Raw genomic sequence first — 21,309 nt, 5'->3', positions numbered from 1 at the left:
GGTGGACGCGACGCCGCGTGCGTTCGCGCTGCCCCCTGCCCTCGCTGAGGCCCCGTGCCGAGCGAGGGAGAGCCCCACGTGACCATCGCGCCAGCCGATCCGGTCTCAGCCGCGGAAAAAGAGCACGACGGTCCCGGTGCCGCGCTGCTGCGGACCCTGACCGAGCTGACCGCCGACCTGCCCGACGCCGACCCGGGCCGGGTCGCCGCCGCCGCGCTGCGCGGCCGGTCCGCGCGGGCCGACCAGTCGGAGTTGCGCGAGCTGGCGACCGAGGCGGCCGCGGGCCTCATCTCCGAGGATCCCGCCTACTCCCGGCTGGCCGCGCGCCTGCTGACGATCGGGATCCGCGCCGAGGCCGCCTCGCAGGGCGTCACGTGCTTCACCGAGGCCGTGGCGGCCGGGCATCGGGAGGGCCTCATCGCCGACCGGACCGCCGAGTTCGTGCGCGTCCACGCCGCCCGTCTCGACGCCCTGATCGACACGGCCGCCGACGACCGCTTCGGCTACTTCGGCCTGCGTACCCTGCACAGCCGCTATCTGCTCCGGCACCCGATCACCCGCAAGGTGATCGAGACGCCCCAGCACTTCATGCTGCGCGTCGCCGCCGGTCTCGCCGAGGACGACACCCGCCGCTCAGTCGACGAAGTCGCCGCGCTCTACGGGCTGATGAGCCGGCTCGAGTACCTCCCCTCCTCCCCCACCCTCTTCAACTCCGGCACGCGGCACCCCCAGATGTCGTCCTGCTACCTCCTCGACTCCCCCAAGGACGAGCTGGACTCGATCTACGACCGCTACCACCAGGTGGCGCGGCTGTCGAAGCACGCCGGCGGCATCGGCATCGCGTACTCCCGCATCCGGGCCCGCGGTTCGCTGATCCGCGGCACGAACGGCCACTCCAACGGCATCGTCCCGTTCCTGAAGACCCTCGACGCCTCGGTCGCCGCCGTGAACCAGGGCGGCCGCCGCAAGGGCGCCGCCGCGGTCTACCTGGAGACCTGGCACTTGGACATCGAGGAGTTCCTGGAGTTGCGCGACAACACCGGTGAGGACGCCCGCCGCACGCACAACCTGAACCTCGCGCACTGGGTGCCCGACGAGTTCATGCGGCGTGTGAACGCCGACGCGCAGTGGTCGCTGTTCTCCCCGTCGGACGTGCCCGAGCTGGCCGACCTGTGGGGCGAGGAGTTCGACGCCGCGTACCGGGCCGCCGAAGCGAAGGGCCTGGCGAAGAAGACCCTGCCCGCCCGTGAGCTGTACGGCCGCATGATGCGCACCCTCGCGCAGACCGGCAACGGCTGGATGACCTTCAAGGACGCCGCCAACCGCACCGCCAACCAGACGGCCGAACCGGGCCACGTCGTCCACTCCTCCAACCTCTGCACGGAGATCCTGGAGGTCACCAGCGACGGGGAGACGGCGGTCTGCAACCTGGGGTCGGTCAACCTCGGCGCGCTCGTCGACCGGTCCGGCGGGGACATCGACTGGGAGCGGCTGGACGAGACCGTCCGCACGGCCGTGACGTTCCTCGACCGGGTCGTGGACATCAACTTCTACCCGACCGAGCAGGCAGGCCGTTCCAACGCCAGGTGGCGTCCGGTCGGCCTCGGGGTCATGGGTCTGCAGGACGTCTTCTTCAAGCTGCGCCTGCCCTTCGACTCACCGGAGGCCAAGGCGCTCTCCACCCGCATCGCCGAGCGGATCATGCTCGCCGCCTACGAGGCCTCCGCCGATCTCGCCGAGCGCAACGGCCCGTTGCCGGCCTGGGAGAAGACCCGTACGGCCAAGGGTGTGCTCCACCCCGACCACTACGACGTGGAGCTGACCTGGCCAAAGCGCTGGGCGGCCCTGCGCGAGCGCGTCGCCGCGACGGGCATGCGCAACTCCCTGCTCCTCGCCATCGCGCCGACGGCCACGATCGCCTCCATCGCGGGCGTGTACGAGTGCATCGAGCCGCAGGTGTCCAACCTGTTCAAGCGCGAGACGCTGTCCGGTGAGTTCCTCCAGGTCAACTCCTACCTGGTTCAGGAGCTGAAGCGGCTCGGCGTGTGGGACGCCCGCAGCCGGGAGGCCCTGCGCGAGGCCAACGGCTCGGTGCAGGACTTCACCTGGATCCCCGAGGACGTACGCGCCCTCTACCGCACGGCGTGGGAGATCCCGCAGCGCGGCCTGATCGACATGGCGGCGGCCAGGACCCCGTTCCTGGACCAGTCCCAGTCCCTGAACCTCTTCATGGAGACGCCGACCATCGGCAAGCTCTCCTCGATGTACGCCTACGCCTGGAAGTCCGGGCTGAAGACCACGTACTACCTGCGTTCGCGCCCGGCGACCCGCATCGCCCGCGCGGCCCAGGCCACCGTCCCCGTGCAGGCCACCCCGGACCCCGAAGCGGTCGCCTGCTCCCTGGAAAACCCCGAGTCCTGCGAAGCCTGCCAGTAATTCCCACCCGCCACCCGACCGCCACCCCTGGAGGACGGCGCTTCGCGCCGACTGTGATGACTCAGAACCTGCTCGACCCCGGCTTCGAGCTCACCCTGCGCCCGATGCGCTACCCGGACTTCTACGAGCGCTACCGGGACGCCATCAAGAACACCTGGACCGTGGAGGAGGTCGACCTCCACTCGGACGTCACCGACCTCGCCAAGCTCTCTCCCGCCGAGCAGCACCTGATCGGCAGGCTGGTCGCCTTCTTCGCCACGGGCGACTCGATCGTCGCGAACAACCTGGTGCTGACGCTGTACAAGCACATCAACTCCCCCGAGGCTCGGCTGTATCTGAGCCGGCAGCTCTTCGAGGAGGCCGTGCACGTCCAGTTCTATCTGACGCTCCTGGACACCTACCTCCCCGACCACGACGACCGGGCGGCGGCCTTCGCGGCCGTGGAGAACATCCCCTCCATCCGCGAGAAGGCAGGTTTCTGCTTCAAGTGGATGGACTCGGTGGACCAGCTCGACCGGCTGGAGACGCAGGCCGACCGCCGCCGTTTCCTGCTGAACCTGATCTGCTTCGCCGCGTGCATCGAGGGCCTGTTCTTCTACGGCGCCTTCGCGTACGTCTACTGGTTCCGCAGCCGGGGTCTGCTGCACGGTCTGGCCACCGGCACCAACTGGGTGTTCCGCGACGAGACGATGCACATGTCGTTCGCCTTCGACGTGGTCGACACCGTCCGCAAGGAGGAGCCGGAGCTGTTCGACGACCGGCTCCGGCAGGAGGTGACGGACATGCTCCGCGAGGCCGTCGAGGCCGAGCTGCAGTTCGCGCGCGACCTGTGCGGTGACGGCCTCCCGGGCATGAACACCGAGTCGATGCGGCAGTACCTGGAGTGCGTCGCCGACCAGCGGCTCACCCGCCTGGGCTTCGCTCCGGTCTACGGCTCCGAGAACCCCTTCTCCTTCATGGAGCTCCAGGGGGTTCAGGAGCTGACCAACTTCTTCGAGCGGCGGCCCTCCGCGTACCAGGTGGCGGTGGAGGGCACCGTCGACCTGGACGAGGACTTCTGAGGCCGCTCGCCTTCGCGGGCCTCCTGGGCCTCCCTGATCTGACGGTCGACGCGCCGGTCGCGGACGACACCGATCACTGACGGGAGGACCAGGAGGACCAGCATCCCGAGTACGAAGATCATTGCGATGAGTGTCTGTACCTGGTTCGTGTCCATGGACACCACTGTCGCGCCGATGACTCCTTACCGTCAGTGGCAGTACTGCCGGAGACCCTCGAATTACTGCCACTGACGAGGCACACTGGAGACATGCTCCAGAACGTGGCCGTCGTCCTTCTCGACGGCGTGAATCCCTTCGAACTCGGTGTGGTGTGCGAGGTCTTCGGCACCGACCGAAGCGACGAAGGCCTGCCGGTCTACGACTTCGCCGTCGCCTCGGCCGAGGGCCCGCTGCTGCGCATGAACTCGGGCTTCTCGCTCCAGGTCGAGCACGGCCTGGAGCGGCTGGAGACGGCAGACCTGATCGCCGTGCCGGCCGGGAAAAGCTACGCGTCCCGGGACTTCCCGCCGGAACTGCTGGACGCCCTGCGTCGCGCGGTCGGCCGCGGGGCCCGGGTGCTGAGCGTCTGTTCCGGCGTCTTCGTGCTGGCCGCGGCCGGACTGCTGGACGGCCGCCGCTGCGCCACCCACTGGAAGCACGCGAAGGACCTCGCCCGGCAGTATCCGCGGGTGGCCGTCGAGCCGGACGTGCTCTACGTCGACGAGGACCCGGTGATCACCTCAGCCGGCACGGCCGCCGGGATCGACGCCTGCCTGCACCTGGTGCGCAAGGAACAGGGCTCCGAGGTCGCCAACAAGATCGCCCGGCGGATGGTGGTGCCGCCGCACCGCGACGGCGGCCAGGCCCAGTACATCGAGCGCCCGCTGCCGCACCCCGAGGCCGACACGGTCGGCGAAGTGCTGACGTGGATGGAGCGGCACCTCGACGAGGAGGTCACCGTCGAGCAGTTGGCCGCCCGCGCCCACATGTCCCCGCGCACCTTCGCCCGTCGCTTCCAGCAGGAGACCGGGACGACTCCCTACCGCTGGATCCTGCGCCAGCGCGTGCTGCTGGCCCAGCGGCTGCTGGAGGCGACGGACGAGACGATGGACGCGATCGCCGGTCGAACGGGGTTCGGCAACGCGGCCGCGCTGCGCCACCACTTCGTCCGGGCGGTCGGGACGACGCCGAACGCCTACCGGCGCACATTCAGGGGCCCGGAGGCGGCCTGAGGCCAGGGGCTCTCACCGCGCCAGCGGCCGCACCCGCAGGTCATGCGGCCGCAGCGTGATGCCGACGCGCGTGCCGTCGTTCGAGCCGGCCACCTGCTCGAAGCGGTACTTGGTGGCCAGCGCCGCCGTGATCAGCGTCAGCTGGGCCATCGAGAAGTGGTCGCTCGGGCACTTGCGGTTGCCCACGCTGAACGGGCTCATGGCGTGCTTCGGGATGTCCTTGACCCGGTCCGGAAGCCAGCGGTCGGGGTCGAACTCCAGGTGCCGCGCGTACGACTTCGGATCGCGCTGGATCGCGTACGGGCTGTAGACGATGTCCGCACCGGCCGGAATCCGGTATCCGCCGAGTTCCGTGTCCCGCACCGCCCGCCGCGTCAGAATCCACACGGCCGGGCTCAAACGCATGGACTCGACGACGACATTGTTGGTGTGCCTGAGTTCTCGGACGTCTGCGAATGCCACCGGCCTCCCACCGGTGACGGCTTCTACTTCGTCGCACACCCGGTCCGCGTGTTCAGGGTGTTCCGCGAGCATATGCAGCAGCCACATGATCGTGGAAGCGACGGTTTCGCTGCCGGGGGTGAGGATCGCGACGACCTGGTCGTGGATCTCCTGTTCCCCGATGGGGTCGCCATTCTCGTCCGTCGCCTCCAGCAATGCCATCAGCAAATCGTCCGGCTTTTGACCGGATGCGCGGCGCTCGGCGACGATCTCGTCCACCAGGAGATGCAAATCGGCCAGGGCCCGGTTGAATTCGCGGTTGGCCGGGAGCGGCAGCCTGTAGAGCGGCCCGAGCGGCACCACCATCCGCCGGTACATCCCGCGGAAGACGGTGGCGAGCGCGACGCACAGCCTCTCCGCCCGCTCGTCCATGGAGGCGCCGCGCAGCAGGCAGCGGGCCGCGATGCGCACGGCCACCCGGAAGGACTCGGAGGTGCAGTCGATGGTCTCGCCGGGCTTCCAGCGCTCGGTGAGCGCGTGTGCCTCCTCCTCCATGATCGGCCCGTAGGCGGGGATGGCGTCGAGCCGGAAGGCGGGCTGGATGGTGCGCCGCTGGCGGCGGTGGCGCGGGCCGTTCGCCGTGGCCACGCCCTCCTTGCCGAGCAGGCCCTCCAGGGACTCCCACAACGGCCCGGCGATGATGAAGTCGTTGCTCAGCGCGAGCGCGCCCGTGAGCGCCGGGGTGGTGACGGCGTACACCGTCTTCGGCCCGAGCTTCAGCCGGACCACGTCACCGTGGTCGCGCAGCCGGGACATGAACGCCAGCGGGTCGCGCACCAGCTTCCAGCCGTGCCCCAGGACGGGGACACCACCGCCCGCCCGGAGCGGTTCACGCGGCTCAGGAACCAGAGGGGCTTCAGGCTTCACGGAATCGACGGTCATTTCTCACCTGCCGCTTCGTTGTTGACGTACGGGGGCGTGGACCGGTCGTCCCAGCTGTCGACCATGTACCGGCCGGACTCGTGATGGAACCAGTAGACGGAACTGAACCAGTTCCGCATATTGCTCAGACAGGCCCGCACGGCGACGCTGAGTTCCTTTCCCCGCACGGTGCCGTCGGCGAGGGAGTCGGCGAATCGTAATGCTTCCTGTTCGACGTCGAGGAATTCCGTGATGCACTTCTCGACGCGGCGCCTTACTTCCACGACCGCCTGTTCCAGGGTCAGCCCCTCATGGATGATGAGACTGATTCCGAGATTGTGCACCTCGTCGCCCGCTATTTCCTTCGGAAGCGAGCAGAGGTCGTTGTACCAGGCGGCGAACTCCTGACTCAGCAGTGCGGCCCGACGGTATGCCGGGTGTTTCCGTACGGCGTCGGGGAGTTCGCATCCCGCGGCCGGCTCCAGCAGGTCCGTCCAGATCCAGTGGGCGAAGGTGAGCCGGCGCAGCCGGAGATACTCCTCGACCGTGGGCACGATGCCGTGGGTGCGATTGCGGAACTCCCGGTCGTACGCGTCGATCACCGCGTGGAAGTGCCGGGCGAACCGGAGGTTCCACGTCGTCGGCAGGAAGGCGTACAGCCGCAGCACGCTGTCCGCGAACCCGGCGACCAGTGGGTCCTCGTGGTGCAGGTGCTCCCCGGGGGAGTCGAGGGCCGAGTGCAGCCGGTCCCGCAGCCGCCGCCAGGCGACCGGGCGGCCGTGCACGATGTCGCGGTCGTGGCGGTCGTCCCAGACGAAGAACCAGGCGCTGTAGTCCGCGATCGCCTGCATGACCTCGTCGGAGGCGTCGATGTAGTACCCGGCCATGAGGTCCGTGTAGCACAGGCCGTCGGCATATTCCTCCACCTTGTCCGCGGGCATGAGCCGCTTTTCGAGCAGCCAGGCCCGGGTCTTCTCCTGGCACTTCGGCCAATAGGGGTGGAGTTGCCGGGGAAACGCCGCCTCGATCACCGGAAGGGAGAGCGACGGTGGAACTGCGATGGTGGTCGGTGTCGATGTGGTGCCGTGTGACAAAGCATGCACGAACTAACCCCTCTCAGCCGCCAGTTGGCGCGGGCGCCCCTCCTTCCGTGCCGGGCGTGCGCCGTTGCGTATCCCGCTCCTCCCATTCAGCACTACAACTGACCGATCTGGGAACGCATTTGCTTCATTCACTACCCCACACTGCGGGGAACCTCCCGTTGTGTGACTGGTGCCGTATCACCAGGAGAGCGGAAGCGATCGAACGTGCGACGGGCAGGCGAACGACGCAGACGAACGGCGCCCGTTCTGGGTGAGGGACCCGAACAGACGCCGTTCGCCTGGTGATCGTGGGGTCTCAGTCGTTCGCGACGACCGGGTACCGGGGCTCGTTCTCGGCCATCTGGCGCAGCGCGTCCTTGCGCTCCCGCTTCGAGAGGCGGTCGATGTACAGGTAGCCGTACAGGTGGTCGGTCTCGTGCTGCAAACACCGAGCGAAGTATCCGGTGCCGCGCACCCGGATGGGGTTGCCCTGCTCGTCCTGCCCGGTCACCTCGGCGTAGTCGGGCCGGGCGAGCGGCGCGTACGCGGTCGGCACCGACAGGCAGCCCTCGTTGCTGTCGTCCAGCCGGCGCTTCTCGGCGGGCAGTTCGACCAGCTTGGGGTTGCAGACGACGCCGGTGTGGCGGACGCCCTCGTCGTCCGGGCAGTCGTAGACGAAGACCTTCAGGTCGACGCCGATCTGGTTGGCGGCCAGACCCACGCCCTCGGCGGTGCGCTGCGAGGCGAACATGTCCGCCACCAGCTGCTGGAGCTCGTCGCCGAAGTCGGTGACGTCCTTGCACTCCTTGTGCAGCACCGGGTTCCCGACCACCGTGATCGGTCGTGAGGTCCCCCGCTCCCGCCAGGCCGCCTCGCGCTCCTCGCAGTCCTCCGTGTCGACCACGTACCCCTCGTCGTCGACGGGGAGCACACCCGCGCGCTGCTGATCGGTGTCCTGCTGAGCCATGACGTTACGTACGCCTTCCTGAACCTAACCGGGCTGAGATGCTGATACAGGGTACGCGGGTGGCGGATGCCGCCTTCAGGGGCGCGGGGGTGTATCGACTTCCGGCTCCGCCGCGTGGGCGCGAGAAACCACGACGGCGCAGCACCCGGCACATGACCTAGCACACCTCTTCCAAGTCCCGCCAATCCCGAGAATCGGGACTGTCAGCGACCCATCCGTCCAGCAGCCCCCGAACCAGCGAAGCCGGCGCCGCCAGCCCGCACTCCCGCTCGGGAACCCACAGCTGTCCGTCCGTCCGGTGCCCCAGCGGCCCGGGATGCCCCGGCTCACTGTGATCATGCGGATCGAGATGCTCCCCGTCACCCTCGTCCGACGGCATCCGTGACTCGGAACACATCCGGCACAGCAACCGCACCGAGGAAGACCAGTCCTCCGCGGCGAACCCGGCGTCACCGGCGAGCTGCTCCAGCGCGTCCCGGTCCGCCTCGGTCGCCGCCTCCAGCAGGACCACCCACGTCGGCACCGGCGACGGCGCCCACAGTTCGATCTCGTCGAACACCGGGTACGTGTGCCCGGCGGCCGTGGTCCGCTCCCCGTGCGGCACGCCGTCGTGCAGGACGACCTCACCCCAGCGCCGCCCGGACGACGGCAGCGGAATGGACTGCACCTCGATCCGCGCGGGATCCAGCCGCCGCCCCCACACGACCTCGGCCTCCCCCTCCGGGGACAGCCGTACGGCCGCGCTGCCGAGGTCCATGCCGACGGGCTCGCCGGAGTCGTTGGGCGGCCCCGGCACCCGCAGCCCGTAGGCCTGCCAGGCGCGCCGGGCCAGCGGCCAGTCCTGCAGGGCGGTCGCGGCGATGCCGACGTTCCACCAGTCGGGCGCGCCGGTGTCCCGGTCGAGCAGCGCCACGGCCCTCAGGCCCGCCGCCCGCGCCTGCTCCCAGTCGTGCCGGAACTTGTGCAGCAGGGCGAGGTTGAACCAGGACTCGGACAGCCAGGGCTCCAGATCGGCGGCACGTGTCAACAACGCGCCGGCGTCCTCGTACCGGCCGTCGCCGATGAGAGTGAACGCCCGGTCTGTGGCCTGCCGCCAGGAGGCGGAGGGCCGGTGCCGTCCCTTGCCGAAGATCCTCACGATTCCCGCCTGCCAGTTCCGTGCGGTGGGCTGGCCGTAGCTGTGTTTCGAGCCCCCGGACACCTTCTCCTTCGCATCCAACCACGTACGGCCTCCGGGGCGCTCATTACCCATGGGTTACCCAGTCACCGGCAAGGTCAGACTGCTTCTTGCCAGTACCCGGGCCAGCGATTCCACCACCTCCGGGGCGTACTCCCCGGCGGTGGCGAGCCGGAGTTCCTCCAGCGCCGTCAGCGGTCCGCCCAGGCCGCCTTCCCGGGACTTCTCCTCGTACGCGTTCACGGCCCGGATGATCCGCGCGGCCGGCGGCTGCTCCGCTGCGGGGTCGGCCTGCCGCTCCACGACCACGGCGACCGCCTCGTCGACACCCGTCTGCCGTACGACGGCCCCGCCGAGCAGCGCGATCCGCCGCTGTTCCGCGGCGGGCAGGCCGGCGGTGGCGCCCGCCGGCACCGGGTCGACGAGGCTGAGCTGGCCGATGTCGTGCATGAGCGCGGCGTACTCCAGCACGGCCAGCTCGGGCTCGGTGAGACCCAGGTCACGCCCCACCGCCTGGCTGAGCGCGGCGACGCGGCGGGCGTGCCCGGCGGGGGTGTACCCGGCGACCTCGGTGGCCCGGGCGAGGGAGGCGATGGTCTGCCGGTAGGTCGCCCGGACGGCGGCGTACCGACGGAATGACATCTGGGCGAGCAGCAGCGGCACGGAGAAGACGGGCAGCGCCCACAGCCCCACGACGGCGACCGCCAGGGCCATCACCGCCCCGGTGGCGATGACGGCGGAGCCGATGCCGCACACGGCCCGCAGTTCGTCCCGCAGCACCGGCCCGAAGGGCCAGCCGGTGCGGGAGTGGGCCAGCGCGGCGGCGAGCAAAGCGTCGCACAGCGAGGTCAGGGACAGCAGCGCGAGCAACAGCAGCGCGTAGGCGGGGCCGCCCCAGTCGTCGAACATGCCCCGGTTGTAGGCAGGCTGGAAGCAGACGGCGACGAACCCGACGGTGAGCACCCGGCGCGCCAGGTGGTCGAGCGTGGGCCCCTGCCCGCGCGCCACGTGCGGCACGCTGCCGAGCAGCGAGCCGGCCAGCACGACGGCGACGACCTGGGCGAGGCCGTGGTGCGTGGCCCGCCCGCAGGCCTCGCCGAGCAGCGCGTACGACAGGGCCGCGGCGGCTCCGAGCGGCGCCGGCTCCCTGACCTGCGCCCCGTTGCGCCGGGCGAGCTCCCCGACCGTGACGAGGACGCCGAAGGCGAGGGCGACCCGGCGTTCCTCCAGCCCGTCGTGGAGGGTGACGGCGAGGGAACCGGCGGCGAGGAGGGCGGCACAGGCGTGGACGAGGGTGAACAGCGGCGGCGGGCGGAACGCGCTCACCGGTGTGCTCCCGGCCGGCTGGACAGGGGTGCGCCGGGCGGCGGAACCCGGGGCGGGCGGACATCGTCGGCGGTCACGGCGGGGCGCCATCCCGACCGGCCGACGGCCTCCACGAGGGCCGCGACCATCACCGGGTCGAACTGGCTTCCGGAGCATCGCTTCAGCTCCGCCAGGGCGACCGTGACGGGCCGGGCCCTGCTGTAGCTCCGGGTGGAGGTCATGGCGTCGAAGGCGTCCGCGACGGCCACGACCCGGGCGGATTCGGGGATCTGACTGCCCACCAGGCCGTAGGGGTAGCCGGTGCCGTCCAGCCGTTCGTGGTGGTGCAGCACGGCGGCGCGGGCCTCTCCGAGGAAGCCGATGCCGCGCACCATCTCGTGCCCGTACTCGGGGTGCAGCTCGATCACCCGCCGCTCCTCGGGCGTCAGCGGCCCGTCCTTCCTGAGCAGCCGGGTGGGGACGCCCAGCTTGCCGACGTCGTGCAGGATCCCGGCGAACCGGAGCACCTCGACGCGCTCGTCGTCCATGCCCAGCTCGCGCGCGATCATCATGGAGGCCTGTCCGACGCGCTCGCTGTGCCCGCGCGTGTACCCGTCCTTGATGTCGACGGCCTGGACCAGCGCCCGGATGGTCGCCTGGTGGGCGGCCCGTTCCCGGTGGTACTGCGCGAAGGACCACCAGGAGACGCACATCGGCAGCAGCACGAGCAGCGCGGCCACCGGACCGTAGGGGCTGCGCCACAGCACGGCCATCATCAGCCCGGCCAGCCCGTGCACGGCGATGGGCGCGAGGGAGCGCGGCACCAGTCCCCGCCAGGCCCGCCGCAGCGGCACCCGCTCGGCCGCGGCCAGGATTCCGCCGTCCAGCAGCGCGAGCACCAGGCAGAACGCCAGCACGGCCGCCCCGGCCGGCCCGAGCGCGTAGGGCACGTCTCCCGCGACGACCGCGTCCCGCCCGCCGAGCGCCCAGTGCACCCGGGCCGCGGCCCACACGCCGAGGACGAGCTGGGCGGCCCGCCAGACGCGCCGCAGCGCCACGGGCCGCTGTTCGACATGCGAGAGCAGCGCACCGGGCACGGCCACCAGGGCGGCGGCGGGCGCGGGCAGCAGGAAGGCACCGGCGAGCAGCACGGGATAGAAGGTCCCGGCCGGATGGGAGATCCCGACGAACCGGGACCGGGCGACGCGCTCGCAGCCCGCGTACAGCGCGGCGAGCAGCAGCACGGCCCACCAGGGCGTACGGACGCCCGGCAGCGGCAGCAGACAGACGAGGGCGGCCAGGACGACACAGGCGACGTACGCACGTGCCCGCACCGGTACCGCTTCCATGAGCCCTCCCCCGGCCATGTCCATCAGGCCCGGAGCCTAGGACGGCGGTGGGGGCTCCACGGGCCGATGACCCGCGGATTAGCACGTTCGAGTGATGCGTTCGAGGGTGACTACCCCCTTGGGGACGGGGGTAGTTGAAACACGCGGGAGTCTCAGGACTCCTGAGGCGTGGCCGGCGAGGCCGTGACGTCCTGCTCGGGGACGGCCTGGCCGGAGCGGATCAGCTCGATCCGCCCCATGACCTTGTCGCGCAGATCGCCCGGCACGTCGTCATGCCCGCAGCAGCGCTTGACCAGCTTCTTCACGGCCTGTTCGAGCCCGTACTTCTCAAGACAGGGCGAGCACTCCTCGAAGTGGTGCTCGAACTTCACGCAGTCCGAGTCCGGCATCTCCCGGTCGAGGAACTCGTAGAGATGATCGAGGATTTCGCTGCAATCCGTCTCGTGCGGCTCTCCGCAGCTCATGACCCCGAGCCTTTCGCTTCGTTCGACTCTCCGGCGCCGGCCGGGACCATCCCGCGGTCACGGGCGTAGTCCTCCAGCATGCCGCGCAGCTGACGGCGGCCCCGGTGCAGCCGGGACATCACCGTACCGATGGGTGTCCCCATGATGTCCGCGATCTCCTTGTAGGCAAAGCCCTCGACATCCGCCAGGTAGACGGCGATGCGGAACTCCTCGGGGATCGCCTGGAGTGCTTCCTTCACGTCCGAGTCGGGCAGGTGGTCGAGCGCCTGCGACTCCGCGGAGCGCAGACCCGTCGACATGTGCGACTCGGCGCGGGCGAGCTGCCAGTCCTCGATCTCCTCGGCCGCCGAGCGCTGCGGTTCCCGCTGCTTCTTGCGGTACGAGTTGATGAAGGTGTTCGTGAGGATCCGGTACAGCCACGCCTTGAGATTGGTGCCCTCGCGGAACTGGTGGAAGGACGCGTACGCCTTCGCGTACGTCTCCTGCACCAGGTCCTCGGCGTCGGCCGGGTTGCGCGTCATGCGCAGCGCGGCCGAGTACATCTGGTCGAGGAACTCGAGCGCGTCCCGCTCGAAGCGCGCGTTGCGCTCCGCGGCCGTCTCCGCACCCGTGCCACCCTGGCCCTCGGGCTGCTCCGCCTGGCCGTGTTCGGTCCCTGCGTCGGTCCCTGTGACCGGACCCACCTCCTCCAGTGTTCTCGCGAGACCGAGACCGGTCTCACCAGAATCGGAGGATAGACGACGATCCGGTCCGCCCGCCGCCCGAATAGGGGCGGTCTTGGCCGCGTGCAGCACCGTCCAGTCCAGGTCGGCACGGTTGCTGCGGCTCGGGCAGTAGATCGAACCCATGCGGCGGACTCCCTCTCCTACGGCGTCGGTGCTGGTCTCCAGCACGTACGTCCCGCACAACAGTGCTCGCCGCCCCGGCATTCCCGGAGCCTTACCCGAGTGACCCGGTCCACTCCACGACCGCGTCCGTGATGACCGCCACTGCCGCCTCCTGCGTGATCTCCGCCCGCTTGGGGACGGCGAAGCCGTGATCGCCGTACGGCACCTCGACGAGCTCGTACGGCCCCTCGGCGAACTCCCCGGGCCTGCCGAAGGGGTCGTTCCCGCCCTGGACGACCAGGGTGGGCACCCCGGAACCCAGCAGCTCGGCGGCGCGGGACTTCTCGGGCTTGCCGGGCGGGTGGAGGGGGAAGCTGAGGGCGAGGACCGCGTGGGCGCCGAGCTCGTTGGCGGTACGGCAGGCGACCCGGGCTCCGGCGCTGCGGCCGCCGGACACGACCGGCAGGCCGGGTACGGCCAGCGCGGGCCAGATGCCCCGCCAGCCGAGGTCCAGGGTCTTGGGCGCGGGCGCGAGCTTCTTCCCGGCCACTCGCCAGGGCTGCTCCACGCGGGCCACGGTGACGCCGTGGGCGGGCAGGACGGCGGCCAGGGCCTTCAGGTCGCGGGCCTCGATGCCGCCGCCGGCGCCGTGGCCGACGGCGAGCACGAGCCGGGCCTTCTTCGCCGGGTGCCAGGTGATGCGGGCGGGGCCGGCTTCGGTCTCGACGGTCTCCGTGGTCGCGTCGGACCCGTTGGTCACATCGGTCACATTGGTCACGTCAGAGGAGTGTGCCCTCTTCGGGCCCTTCCAGCTCCTTCAGCAGCTCCGGCCCGTTGTTGCGGACGTTGCTGACGGCCGTGGTGACGGGGTAGGCGCGCATCAGCCCGGCGGGCGGCGGGGCGAGCAGCTCGCGCAGCTCGTCGGCGTCCGTTCGGGACGGGTCCAGCCAGGCGTCCCAGCGGTCGGGCGTCAGCATCAGCGGCATCCGGGGGTGGATCTCGGCCAGCGCCCGGGGCCCGTCCGCCGGGGAGACCGCCAGGGGGCTCGTCTCGGCCTCGGTGGTGATGACCGAGCACGTCACCCACCAGGCCTGCGGGTGATCGTCCGGCAGCGTCTTGTCCCGCCAGAACTCGTACAGCCCGGCCATCGCGAAGACCGACCCGTCCGCCGGGGTCACGAAATAGGGCTGCTTGCGGGGCCGCTTCTTCTTGCCCTCGACCTCCAGGTCGCGCTCCTGCTTGCCGGTGACCCACTCGTAGTAGCCGTCGGCGGGCAGGATGCAGCGCCGGGAGGTGAAGGCGCGGCGGTAGGACGGCTTCTCGTGGACGGTCTCCGCGCGGGCGTTGATCATCCGGGCGCCGCCCTCGGGGGTCTTCGACCAGGAGGGGACGAGCCCCCACTTCAGCGTGCGCAGCTGCCGGACCGGGCGCGGCTCGTCCGCGTCCTTCAGGGGGCGGTCGAGGACGGCGTAGACCTCTTTGGTGGGTGCCACGTTGTAGTCGGGCTCCAGAGTCTCCTCGGGCTCCCACTTCTCGATCTCGAAGATCCCTGCGAGATCCTCCGGCCTACGACTCGACGCATACCGTCCGCACATCTGTAACCGCCCCTCCTGCCTGCGGCACCGACGCTACCTTCAGTGGCGCAGCGACGAAACCGACTCCCGGTCTTCTCTCCGGAAGGACGGTCGTCACCGACGCCGTGCCCCGCGCGTGAAGCTCGATGGCCACGGTCAGCGCACCCGGCCCGGTGGGGTGGAGGAGCCGGATGTCCTGGTGCTACTCGGTGGCAGCCTTCAAATGAGTGAGGGACACCACCGTTCCCGCGGGCGCCCGGCGGGGCTCCGGAGACGGTTCTCGTCAGCTCTCCGGGAGCCACTCACAGCACCCGCAGGGCGGTAATCAACGCCCTGCGGGCGCCGGCCCGTTCGGTGGCGCGGGGCCAGGTCGCCTGCTCCAGGGAGTCCCCGGGGACCGCGGCGAGCATGGCCAGGCCGATCACCGCGATGCCGCCGTCGAGGAACACGTTGGTGGCCGCAGGGTCACGGAGAGCGGCTGGTCCGGGGGCGCGGAGGGCGGTCCCGGTAAGGAACGTGTCAGGGAAGCGCACCTAATTGAACGCCCCGCTTCCCGGGTGCCGCCTGGCGAAACTGTGGGGCATCGCCTGACACCGAGCCGGCCGGCGGCGCCGCGGCCGGCCCTGTCACCCAGCCTGCGAACGGCCGCTCCACCTCTGTGACCTGCGTCTTCTCCGAGAGGAACGATCGCTGCCACGTCCGCGTCTCAGATACCGTCCGCACGTACGTGCCACACTGCCGGATTCCAGCCGACCACAGGGAGCCACCGCCGCACATGGACAGCACCGCAACCGCCTCGCTCGCCTCCCTCTGGGACGAGGTCTCCGGCACCCAGCCCGACCCCGACCTGTGGGTCGTGATCGCGGCCCTGGGAGCCGCGCTCGCCGTGGTGATCCCGCACGGCCTGTGGCGCATCTCCCGCAACGCCATCACCATCGCCCACGAGGGCGGCCACGGGCTCGTGGCCCTGCTCAGCGGCCGCACCCTCACGGGCATACGGCTGCACTCGGACACCAGCGGCCTGACCGTCAGCCGCGGCAAGCCCTACGGCATCGGCATGATCCTCACCGCGGCCTCCGGCTACACCGCCCCTCCCCTGCTGGGCCTCGGCGGCGCGGCCCTGCTGGGCGCCGGCCGCATCACGCTGCTGCTGTGGCTGGCCACGGCCCTGCTGCTGGCCATGCTCGTGATGATCCGCAACGCGTACGGCGCCCTCACCATGATCGTCACCGGCGGTCTGTTCGTCCTGGTGTCCTGGCTGGCCGGCCCCCAGGTCCAGGCGGCGTTCGCGTACGTGGTGGTGTGGTTCCTGCTGGTCGGCGGGGTGCGTCCGGCGTTCGAGCTCCAGGCCAAGCGGTCGCGCGGTGGGGCGGGCGACTCGGACGCGGACCAGCTGTCGCGGCTGACGCATGTGCCGGCTGGGTTGTGGCTGTTTCTCTTCCACGCGGTGTCGCTGTGCTCGCTGATCGGCGGGGGCAGGTGGCTCTTGGAAATGTGACGCGCGCGTCCAGGAGCGCGAGGCCGCGCCGCACGGCGTGACCGGCCCCCACGGCGCCGCACCCGAGCCACCGCCGCCTTATAAAGTGAAGCCATGGCCCCGAACACCGCAGACACCGCCCTTTGGCCCGCCCCGCACGCGAGCGGAGCCGTCGACGCGACGGTCCACGTGCCCGGGTCCAAGTCGGTCACGAACCGCGCCCTGGTCCTCGCCTCCCTCGCCTCCGAACCGGGCTGGCTGCGCCGCCCCCTGCGCTCCCGCGACACCCTGCTGATGGCCGGCGCGCTGCGCGCCATGGGCATCGAGATCGAGGAGGGCGTGGGCCCGGACGGCACCGGAGAGGCCTGGCGTGTGCTCCCCACGGGCCTGCGCGGCCCGGCCACGGTCGACGTCGGCAACGCCGGCACGGTGATGCGGTTCCTGCCACCGGTCGCCGCGCTCGCCGACGGTCCCGTCCGCTTCGACGGCGATCCCCGCTCCTACGAGCGTCCCCTGAACGGAGTCATCGACGCGCTGCGTCTGCTCGGTGCCCGGATCGACGACGACGGCCGTGGCGCGCTGCCGTTGACCGTGCACGGCAGCGGCGCCCTGGACGGCGGCCCGGTGGAGATCGACGCGTCCTCCTCGTCGCAGTTCGTGAGCGCCCTGCTGCTGTCCGGCCCGCGCTTCAACCAGGGCGTCGAGGTCCGGCACACCGGCGCCACGCTGCCCTCCATGCCGCACATCCGCATGACCGTCGACATGCTGCGCGCGGTCGGCGCCCAGGTGGACACGCCCGAGTCGGGCGGCGAGCCGAACGTCTGGCGGGTCACGCCGGGCGCCCTGCTCGGCCGCGACCTGGTCATCGAGCCGGACCTGTCCAACGCCCAGCCGTTCCTGGCGGCGGCGCTCGTGACCGGCGGCAAGGTCGTCATCCCGGACTGGCCGGCCCGCACCACCCAGCCCGGTGACCGGCTGCGCGAGATCTTCACCGAGATGGGCGGTTCCTGCGAACTGACCGAGTTCGGGCTCGTGTTCACCGGCTCCGGCTCGGTGCACGGCATCGACGTGGACCTGAGCGAGGTCGGCGAGCTGACGCCGGGCGTCGCTGCGGTCGCGGCCCTCGCGGACTCCCCGTCGACCCTGCGCGGCGTGGCGCACCTGCGGCTGCACGAGACGGACCGCCTGGCCGCGCTGACCAAGGAGATCAACGAACTCGGCGGTGACGTCACGGAGACCGCCGACGGCCTGCACATCCGCCCCCGCCGGCTGCACGGCGGGATCTTCCACACCTACGACGACCACCGCATGGCCACGGCCGGCGCGATCATCGGCCTCGCCGTGGAGGGCGTGCAGATCGAGAACGTGGCGACGACGGCCAAGACCCTGCCCGACTTCCCCGACCTGTGGACCGGGATGCTCGAGGCGTAGGACGCGGGGATCAGGTCATGCGCCGCTACGGCAAGCACACCGACGAGGACGACATCCGCACCCGTCCCGGCCGCCGGAACACCCGGCCCCGGACGAACATCCGGCCCAAGCACGAGGACGCCGCCGAGGGCCTCGTCCTCACCGTCGACCGGGGCCGCCTGACCTGCCTGGTCGAGGACCGCGTGGTCATGGCGATGAAGGCCCGCGAGCTGGGCCGCAAGGCGGCGGTGGTCGGCGACCGCGTGGCGCTCGTCGGTGACCTGTCCGGAAGGAAGGACACGCTCGCGAGGATCGTCCGCATCGAGGAGCGCACGTCCGTGCTCCGCCGCACGGCGGACGACGACGACCCGTACGAGCGCGTGGTCGTCGCCAACGCCGACCAGCTGGCCGTCGTCACCGCCCTGGCCGACCCGGAGCCCCGCCCCCGGCTGATCGACCGCTGTCTGGTCGCGGCCTACGCCGGCGGCCTGGACCCGCTGCTGGTCCTGACCAAGTCGGACCTCGCCCCGCCCGACAAGCTGCTGGAGCTGTACGGCCACCTCGACATCCCCCACGTCGTCACCAGCCGCGAGGAACTCCAGAACGGCACGGCGGTCGCCCGCGTGCGGGAGCAGCTCGACGGCAAGATCACCGCGTTCGTCGGCCACTCCGGTGTCGGCAAGACGACGCTGGTCAACGCGCTGGTCCCCAAGGAGCAGCGACGCACGACGGGGCATGTGAACGCGGTGACGGGCCGCGGCCGGCACACCACCACCTCGGCGCTGGCACTGCCGCTGGGGGACAGCGACGGCTGGGTGATCGACACACCGGGCCTACGGTCCTTCGGGCTGCACCACGTGGACCCGGCCCAGGTCATCCACGCCTTTCCCGACCTGGAGCCGGGCACCGAGGGGTGCCCGCGCGCGTGCAGCCACGACGAGCCCGACTGCGCGCTGGACGCGTGGGTGGCCGAGGGGCACGCGGATCCGGCGCGGCTGTACTCGCTGCGGCGACTGCTGGCCACGCGGGAGCGCAAGGAAGGCGACTGACCTCCGCGTTGTTTGTCATGGCGTGCGGACGGTAAGTGCATAATCGCACCAAGCCGGATGCAAGACCGACCAGAAGCTGAAGAATCTGGCGAAATGCTCAAACTGACTAAGCGGTCGCTGAACGTGGGAAACGGGAGGAACGACTCATGGCGTGGCTGCTGGTCATTGTGGCGGGGTTGCTGGAGACCGGCTTCGCCGTGTGCCTGAAGCTGTCGCACGGTTTCACCCGGCTCTGGCCGACGGTCGCGTTCTGTATCTTCGCCCTCGGCAGCTTCGGTCTGCTGACCCTGTCGCTGAAGAAACTCGACGTGGGCCCCGCCTACGCCGTGTGGACCGGCATCGGCGCGGCGGGCACGGCGATCTACGGCATGGTGTTCCTGGGCGACCTGGTGTCGACGCTGAAGATCGTGTCGATCAGCCTCGTCATCATCGGCGTGATCGGGCTTCAGTTGTCGGGTTCGACGCACTGATGTCCCGTCATCCGGCCTGCCGCTGAAGGGCGCTGCGGACGAGTTCCGCGACGCCGCCCTCGTCCGGGGGCGCAGCCACGCAGGACAGGGCGAGCCGGACGGCGAGTTCGCAGGAGCGGACCAGTTCGGCGGTGTCGGACTTGGGTGTGCCGGGTCCCGCCAGCGCGGTGACGGCACGGTCGCGGACGAGGGCGACGAAGTCGCCGGGCGAGGGCAGCGGGCCGTCGGCGCGGCGCTGGGCCGGCACGGCGGAGGTGGAGCGCACGGCCGACAGGGCGGGGGACGGCAGGCGTTCACTCCAGCAGCCGGTGAGCATGGCGCGGACGAGGGCGTTCTCCCGGGCCGCCGACGTGGTCCACTCGGCGGTGGCGGCGAGCCGCTCGCGCGGGTCACTGTTCCCGGTGAGCGCGCGGTCGACTCCGGCGAGATACCCGTCGGCCTCGCGCCTCACGAGCGCCCGGGCGAGCCCGTCCTTGCTGCCGAACTCGTTGTACAGCGTCTGCCGGGACACTCCCGCCGCCGCGGCCACGTCCACCATCCGCACGGCGGACCACGGCCGGCGCGCCAGCGCCGTGTAGGCGGCGTCCAGTAGAGATTCCCGCGCTGCAGGCATCATCGCCTCCCCTTGGGGCGAGCGGCTCTGCGCCCAGATTTGACGCGCACGCAACCACTGTCAAGGGCCCGCGGGCGCACATGGGGGCGCCTTTGAGCCGACTTACGCGGGTGCGCTCCGCCTGGCTGCGGGCAGCCGCGCCACATGAGGCGGCACCCGCCCCACCGAGACGACACACCTCCACGCGCCGGGCTGCACAACGCCCCGCACCCAGCCACGCCGCGGACAGCCATGCCACCTGGGCCCGCACCCCCACCGAGACGACACCCCACCACGCCGGGCCGCCCCGCCCCCAGCCGCGCCACGGACAGCCATGCCACTTGAGGCCGCGCCCGCCCCACCACGACACCCCACCACGCCGGGCCGCACAGCGCCCGCACCCAGCCGCGCCACGGACAGCCATGCCACTTGAGGCCGCACCCGCCCCACCGAGACGACACCCACCACGCGCCGGGCTGCGCAATGCCCCGCCCCCCAGCACCCACGCCGCAGGCGGCCGCTGCGGGCAGTCGTGCCGCTTGGTGCAGCGGCGGCACCCCGTCCCGCCGACTTGCGGACCCACCCCGCCTCAGCAGCGACGCCGAGCCCCCACAACACCCCCACCCCCGCCCACAAACCCCCTGTAGCCCCATCCCCACCTCGGCAGATAGGTTCGTTATATGCCCGACTACCTCGACGACCTGCGTCTCGCCCACGTCCTCGCCGACGCCGCCGACGCCGCGACGACGGACCGGTTCAAGGCCCTCGACCTCAAGGTCGAGACCAAACCGGACATGACCCCGGTGAGCGAAGCGGACAAGGCCGCCGAAGAACTCATCCGCGGCCAACTCGCCCGCGCCCGCCCCCGGGACGCGATCCTCGGCGAGGAGTACGGCGTCGAGGGCACCGGCCCCCGGCGCTGGGTGATCGACCCCATCGACGGCACCAAGAACTACGTGCGCGGCGTCCCCGTCTGGGCCACGCTCATCTCCCTGATGGAAGCCGGAGAGGGCGGCTTCCAGCCCGTCGTCGGCGTCGTCTCCGCCCCCGCCCTCGGCCGCCGCTGGTGGGCCGCGAAGGGCTACGGCGCGTTCTCGGGCCGCAGTCTCACGAAGGCGTCCCGTCTCCAGGTCTCCCGCGTGGGAAAGCTCGCCGACGCCTCCTTCGCGTACTCCTCGCTCAGCGGCTGGGAGGAACAGGGCCGCCTGGACGGCTTCCTGGACCTCACCCGTGAGGTGTGGCGCACGCGGGCGTACGGCGACTTCTGGCCGTACATGATGGTCGCCGAGGGCGCCGTCGACATGTGCGCCGAGCCGGAGCTGTCGCTCTGGGACATGGCCGCCAACGCGATCATCGTCACCGAGGCCGGCGGCACCTTCACCGGACTCGACTCCCGCCCGGGCCCGCACAGCGGTAACGCGGCGGCGTCGAACGGCCTGCTGCACGACGAACTGCTGGGGTACCTCAACCAGCGCTACTGAGCGACCACCGCCACT

At 71.0% G+C, this 21,309-nt stretch carries 20 protein-coding genes; 8 read left to right on the top strand and 12 right to left on the bottom strand.

The window, feature by feature from the left end; all coding sequences use genetic code 11:
* The first annotated feature begins 78 nt into the window (after positions 1–78).
* The 3 genes from AC07F0_RS24755 to AC07F0_RS24745 all read left to right on the top strand — a co-directional run bounded on the left by AC07F0_RS24755 (position 79) and on the right by AC07F0_RS24745 (position 4,708).
* On the top strand, positions 79–2,436 hold the full coding sequence (locus tag AC07F0_RS24755; protein ID WP_478981939.1) for a ribonucleoside-diphosphate reductase subunit alpha: 2,358 nt from the start codon (positions 79–81) through the stop codon (positions 2,434–2,436).
* A gap of 56 nt (positions 2,437–2,492) precedes the next feature.
* Positions 2,493–3,497: a ribonucleotide-diphosphate reductase subunit beta gene (locus AC07F0_RS24750; RefSeq protein ID WP_451106687.1), complete on the top strand. Its 1,005-nt coding sequence runs from the start codon at positions 2,493–2,495 to the stop codon at positions 3,495–3,497.
* Positions 3,498–3,745: 248 nt separating this feature from the next.
* The gene (locus tag AC07F0_RS24745) at positions 3,746–4,708 is read left to right on the top strand and encodes a GlxA family transcriptional regulator (protein ID WP_436727507.1); all 963 of its coding nucleotides are present in this window, start codon (positions 3,746–3,748) and stop codon (positions 4,706–4,708) included.
* Between the two features lie 12 nt (positions 4,709–4,720).
* Here AC07F0_RS24745 and AC07F0_RS24740 read toward each other — a convergent pair whose 3' ends face one another.
* The 11 genes from AC07F0_RS24740 to AC07F0_RS24690 form a co-directional block, all read right to left on the bottom strand.
* On the bottom strand, positions 4,721–6,091 hold the full coding sequence (locus tag AC07F0_RS24740) for a bifunctional albaflavenone monooxygenase/terpene synthase (RefSeq protein WP_478981937.1): 1,371 nt from the start codon (positions 6,089–6,091) through the stop codon (positions 4,721–4,723).
* Positions 6,088–7,173: an epi-isozizaene synthase gene (gene cyc1, locus AC07F0_RS24735; protein ID WP_478981935.1), complete on the bottom strand. Its 1,086-nt coding sequence runs from the start codon at positions 7,171–7,173 to the stop codon at positions 6,088–6,090. The genes AC07F0_RS24740 and cyc1 overlap by 4 nt, the downstream gene beginning before the upstream one ends.
* A gap of 295 nt (positions 7,174–7,468) precedes the next feature.
* Entirely contained in the window at positions 7,469–8,119 is a 651-nt protein-coding gene (gene def / locus AC07F0_RS24730; RefSeq protein ID WP_436727510.1) for a peptide deformylase, read from the bottom strand.
* Positions 8,120–8,276: 157 nt separating this feature from the next.
* Positions 8,277–9,257, bottom strand: coding sequence for a tetratricopeptide repeat protein (locus tag AC07F0_RS24725; protein WP_478982242.1), 981 nt, complete (start codon positions 9,255–9,257; stop codon positions 8,277–8,279).
* 117 nt (positions 9,258–9,374) lie between these two features.
* Positions 9,375–10,622 carry an HD-GYP domain-containing protein gene (locus tag AC07F0_RS24720; protein WP_478981933.1) on the bottom strand — a complete coding sequence of 416 codons (1,248 nt, stop codon included), beginning with the start codon at positions 10,620–10,622 and terminating at the stop codon, positions 9,375–9,377.
* Complete coding sequence (locus tag AC07F0_RS24715) at positions 10,619–11,950, bottom strand: HD-GYP domain-containing protein (RefSeq protein WP_478981932.1); 1,332 nt, start codon at positions 11,948–11,950, stop codon at positions 10,619–10,621. Before AC07F0_RS24715 ends, AC07F0_RS24720 begins: the two co-directional genes overlap by 4 nt.
* 152 nt (positions 11,951–12,102) lie before the next feature.
* Entirely contained in the window at positions 12,103–12,414 is a 312-nt protein-coding gene (rsrA, locus tag AC07F0_RS24710; protein WP_033314427.1) for a mycothiol system anti-sigma-R factor, read from the bottom strand.
* On the bottom strand, positions 12,411–13,097 hold the full coding sequence (sigR, locus tag AC07F0_RS24705; protein WP_010047600.1) for an RNA polymerase sigma factor SigR: 687 nt from the start codon (positions 13,095–13,097) through the stop codon (positions 12,411–12,413). The genes rsrA and sigR overlap by 4 nt, the downstream gene beginning before the upstream one ends.
* 256 nt (positions 13,098–13,353) lie before the next feature.
* Positions 13,354–14,010 carry an alpha/beta hydrolase family protein gene (locus AC07F0_RS24700; protein ID WP_478982240.1) on the bottom strand — a complete coding sequence of 219 codons (657 nt, stop codon included), beginning with the start codon at positions 14,008–14,010 and terminating at the stop codon, positions 13,354–13,356.
* 10 nt (positions 14,011–14,020) lie between these two features.
* Positions 14,021–14,836 (bottom strand): SOS response-associated peptidase, encoded by an 816-nt coding sequence (locus AC07F0_RS24695; protein WP_478981930.1) that lies wholly within the window; start codon positions 14,834–14,836, stop codon positions 14,021–14,023.
* Between the two features lie 281 nt (positions 14,837–15,117).
* Positions 15,118–15,264, bottom strand: a complete 147-nt coding sequence (locus AC07F0_RS24690; RefSeq protein ID WP_478981928.1) for a hypothetical protein — start codon at positions 15,262–15,264, stop codon at positions 15,118–15,120.
* A gap of 326 nt (positions 15,265–15,590) precedes the next feature.
* On the opposite strand from AC07F0_RS24690, the gene AC07F0_RS24685 reads away from it, so the two are divergent.
* The 4 genes from AC07F0_RS24685 (at position 15,591) to AC07F0_RS24670 (ending at position 19,221) form a co-directional block, all read left to right on the top strand.
* On the top strand, positions 15,591–16,313 hold the full coding sequence (locus AC07F0_RS24685; protein WP_436727515.1) for a M50 family metallopeptidase: 723 nt from the start codon (positions 15,591–15,593) through the stop codon (positions 16,311–16,313).
* A 93-nt stretch (positions 16,314–16,406) separates the two neighbouring features.
* Entirely contained in the window at positions 16,407–17,723 is a 1,317-nt protein-coding gene (aroA, locus tag AC07F0_RS24680) for a 3-phosphoshikimate 1-carboxyvinyltransferase (protein ID WP_478981926.1), read from the top strand.
* A 17-nt stretch (positions 17,724–17,740) separates the two neighbouring features.
* Entirely contained in the window at positions 17,741–18,751 is a 1,011-nt protein-coding gene (gene rsgA, locus AC07F0_RS24675) for a ribosome small subunit-dependent GTPase A (RefSeq protein ID WP_478981924.1), read from the top strand.
* 146 nt (positions 18,752–18,897) lie between these two features.
* Positions 18,898–19,221: a DMT family transporter gene (locus AC07F0_RS24670; protein WP_389612350.1), complete on the top strand. Its 324-nt coding sequence runs from the start codon at positions 18,898–18,900 to the stop codon at positions 19,219–19,221.
* Between the two features lie 7 nt (positions 19,222–19,228).
* Here AC07F0_RS24670 and AC07F0_RS24665 read toward each other — a convergent pair whose 3' ends face one another.
* Complete coding sequence (locus tag AC07F0_RS24665; RefSeq protein WP_478981923.1) at positions 19,229–19,837, bottom strand: TetR/AcrR family transcriptional regulator; 609 nt, start codon at positions 19,835–19,837, stop codon at positions 19,229–19,231.
* A gap of 656 nt (positions 19,838–20,493) precedes the next feature.
* On the opposite strand from AC07F0_RS24665, the gene hisN reads away from it, so the two are divergent.
* Complete coding sequence (gene hisN, locus AC07F0_RS24660; RefSeq protein WP_399406809.1) at positions 20,494–21,294, top strand: histidinol-phosphatase; 801 nt, start codon at positions 20,494–20,496, stop codon at positions 21,292–21,294.
* The last annotated feature ends 15 nt before the right edge of the window (positions 21,295–21,309 follow it).

This window comes from Streptomyces sp. NPDC045955, from assembly GCF_056430805.1.
Note: the sequence above shows the minus strand (reverse complement) of the source record. Positions and strands in the feature narration are given on the sequence as shown.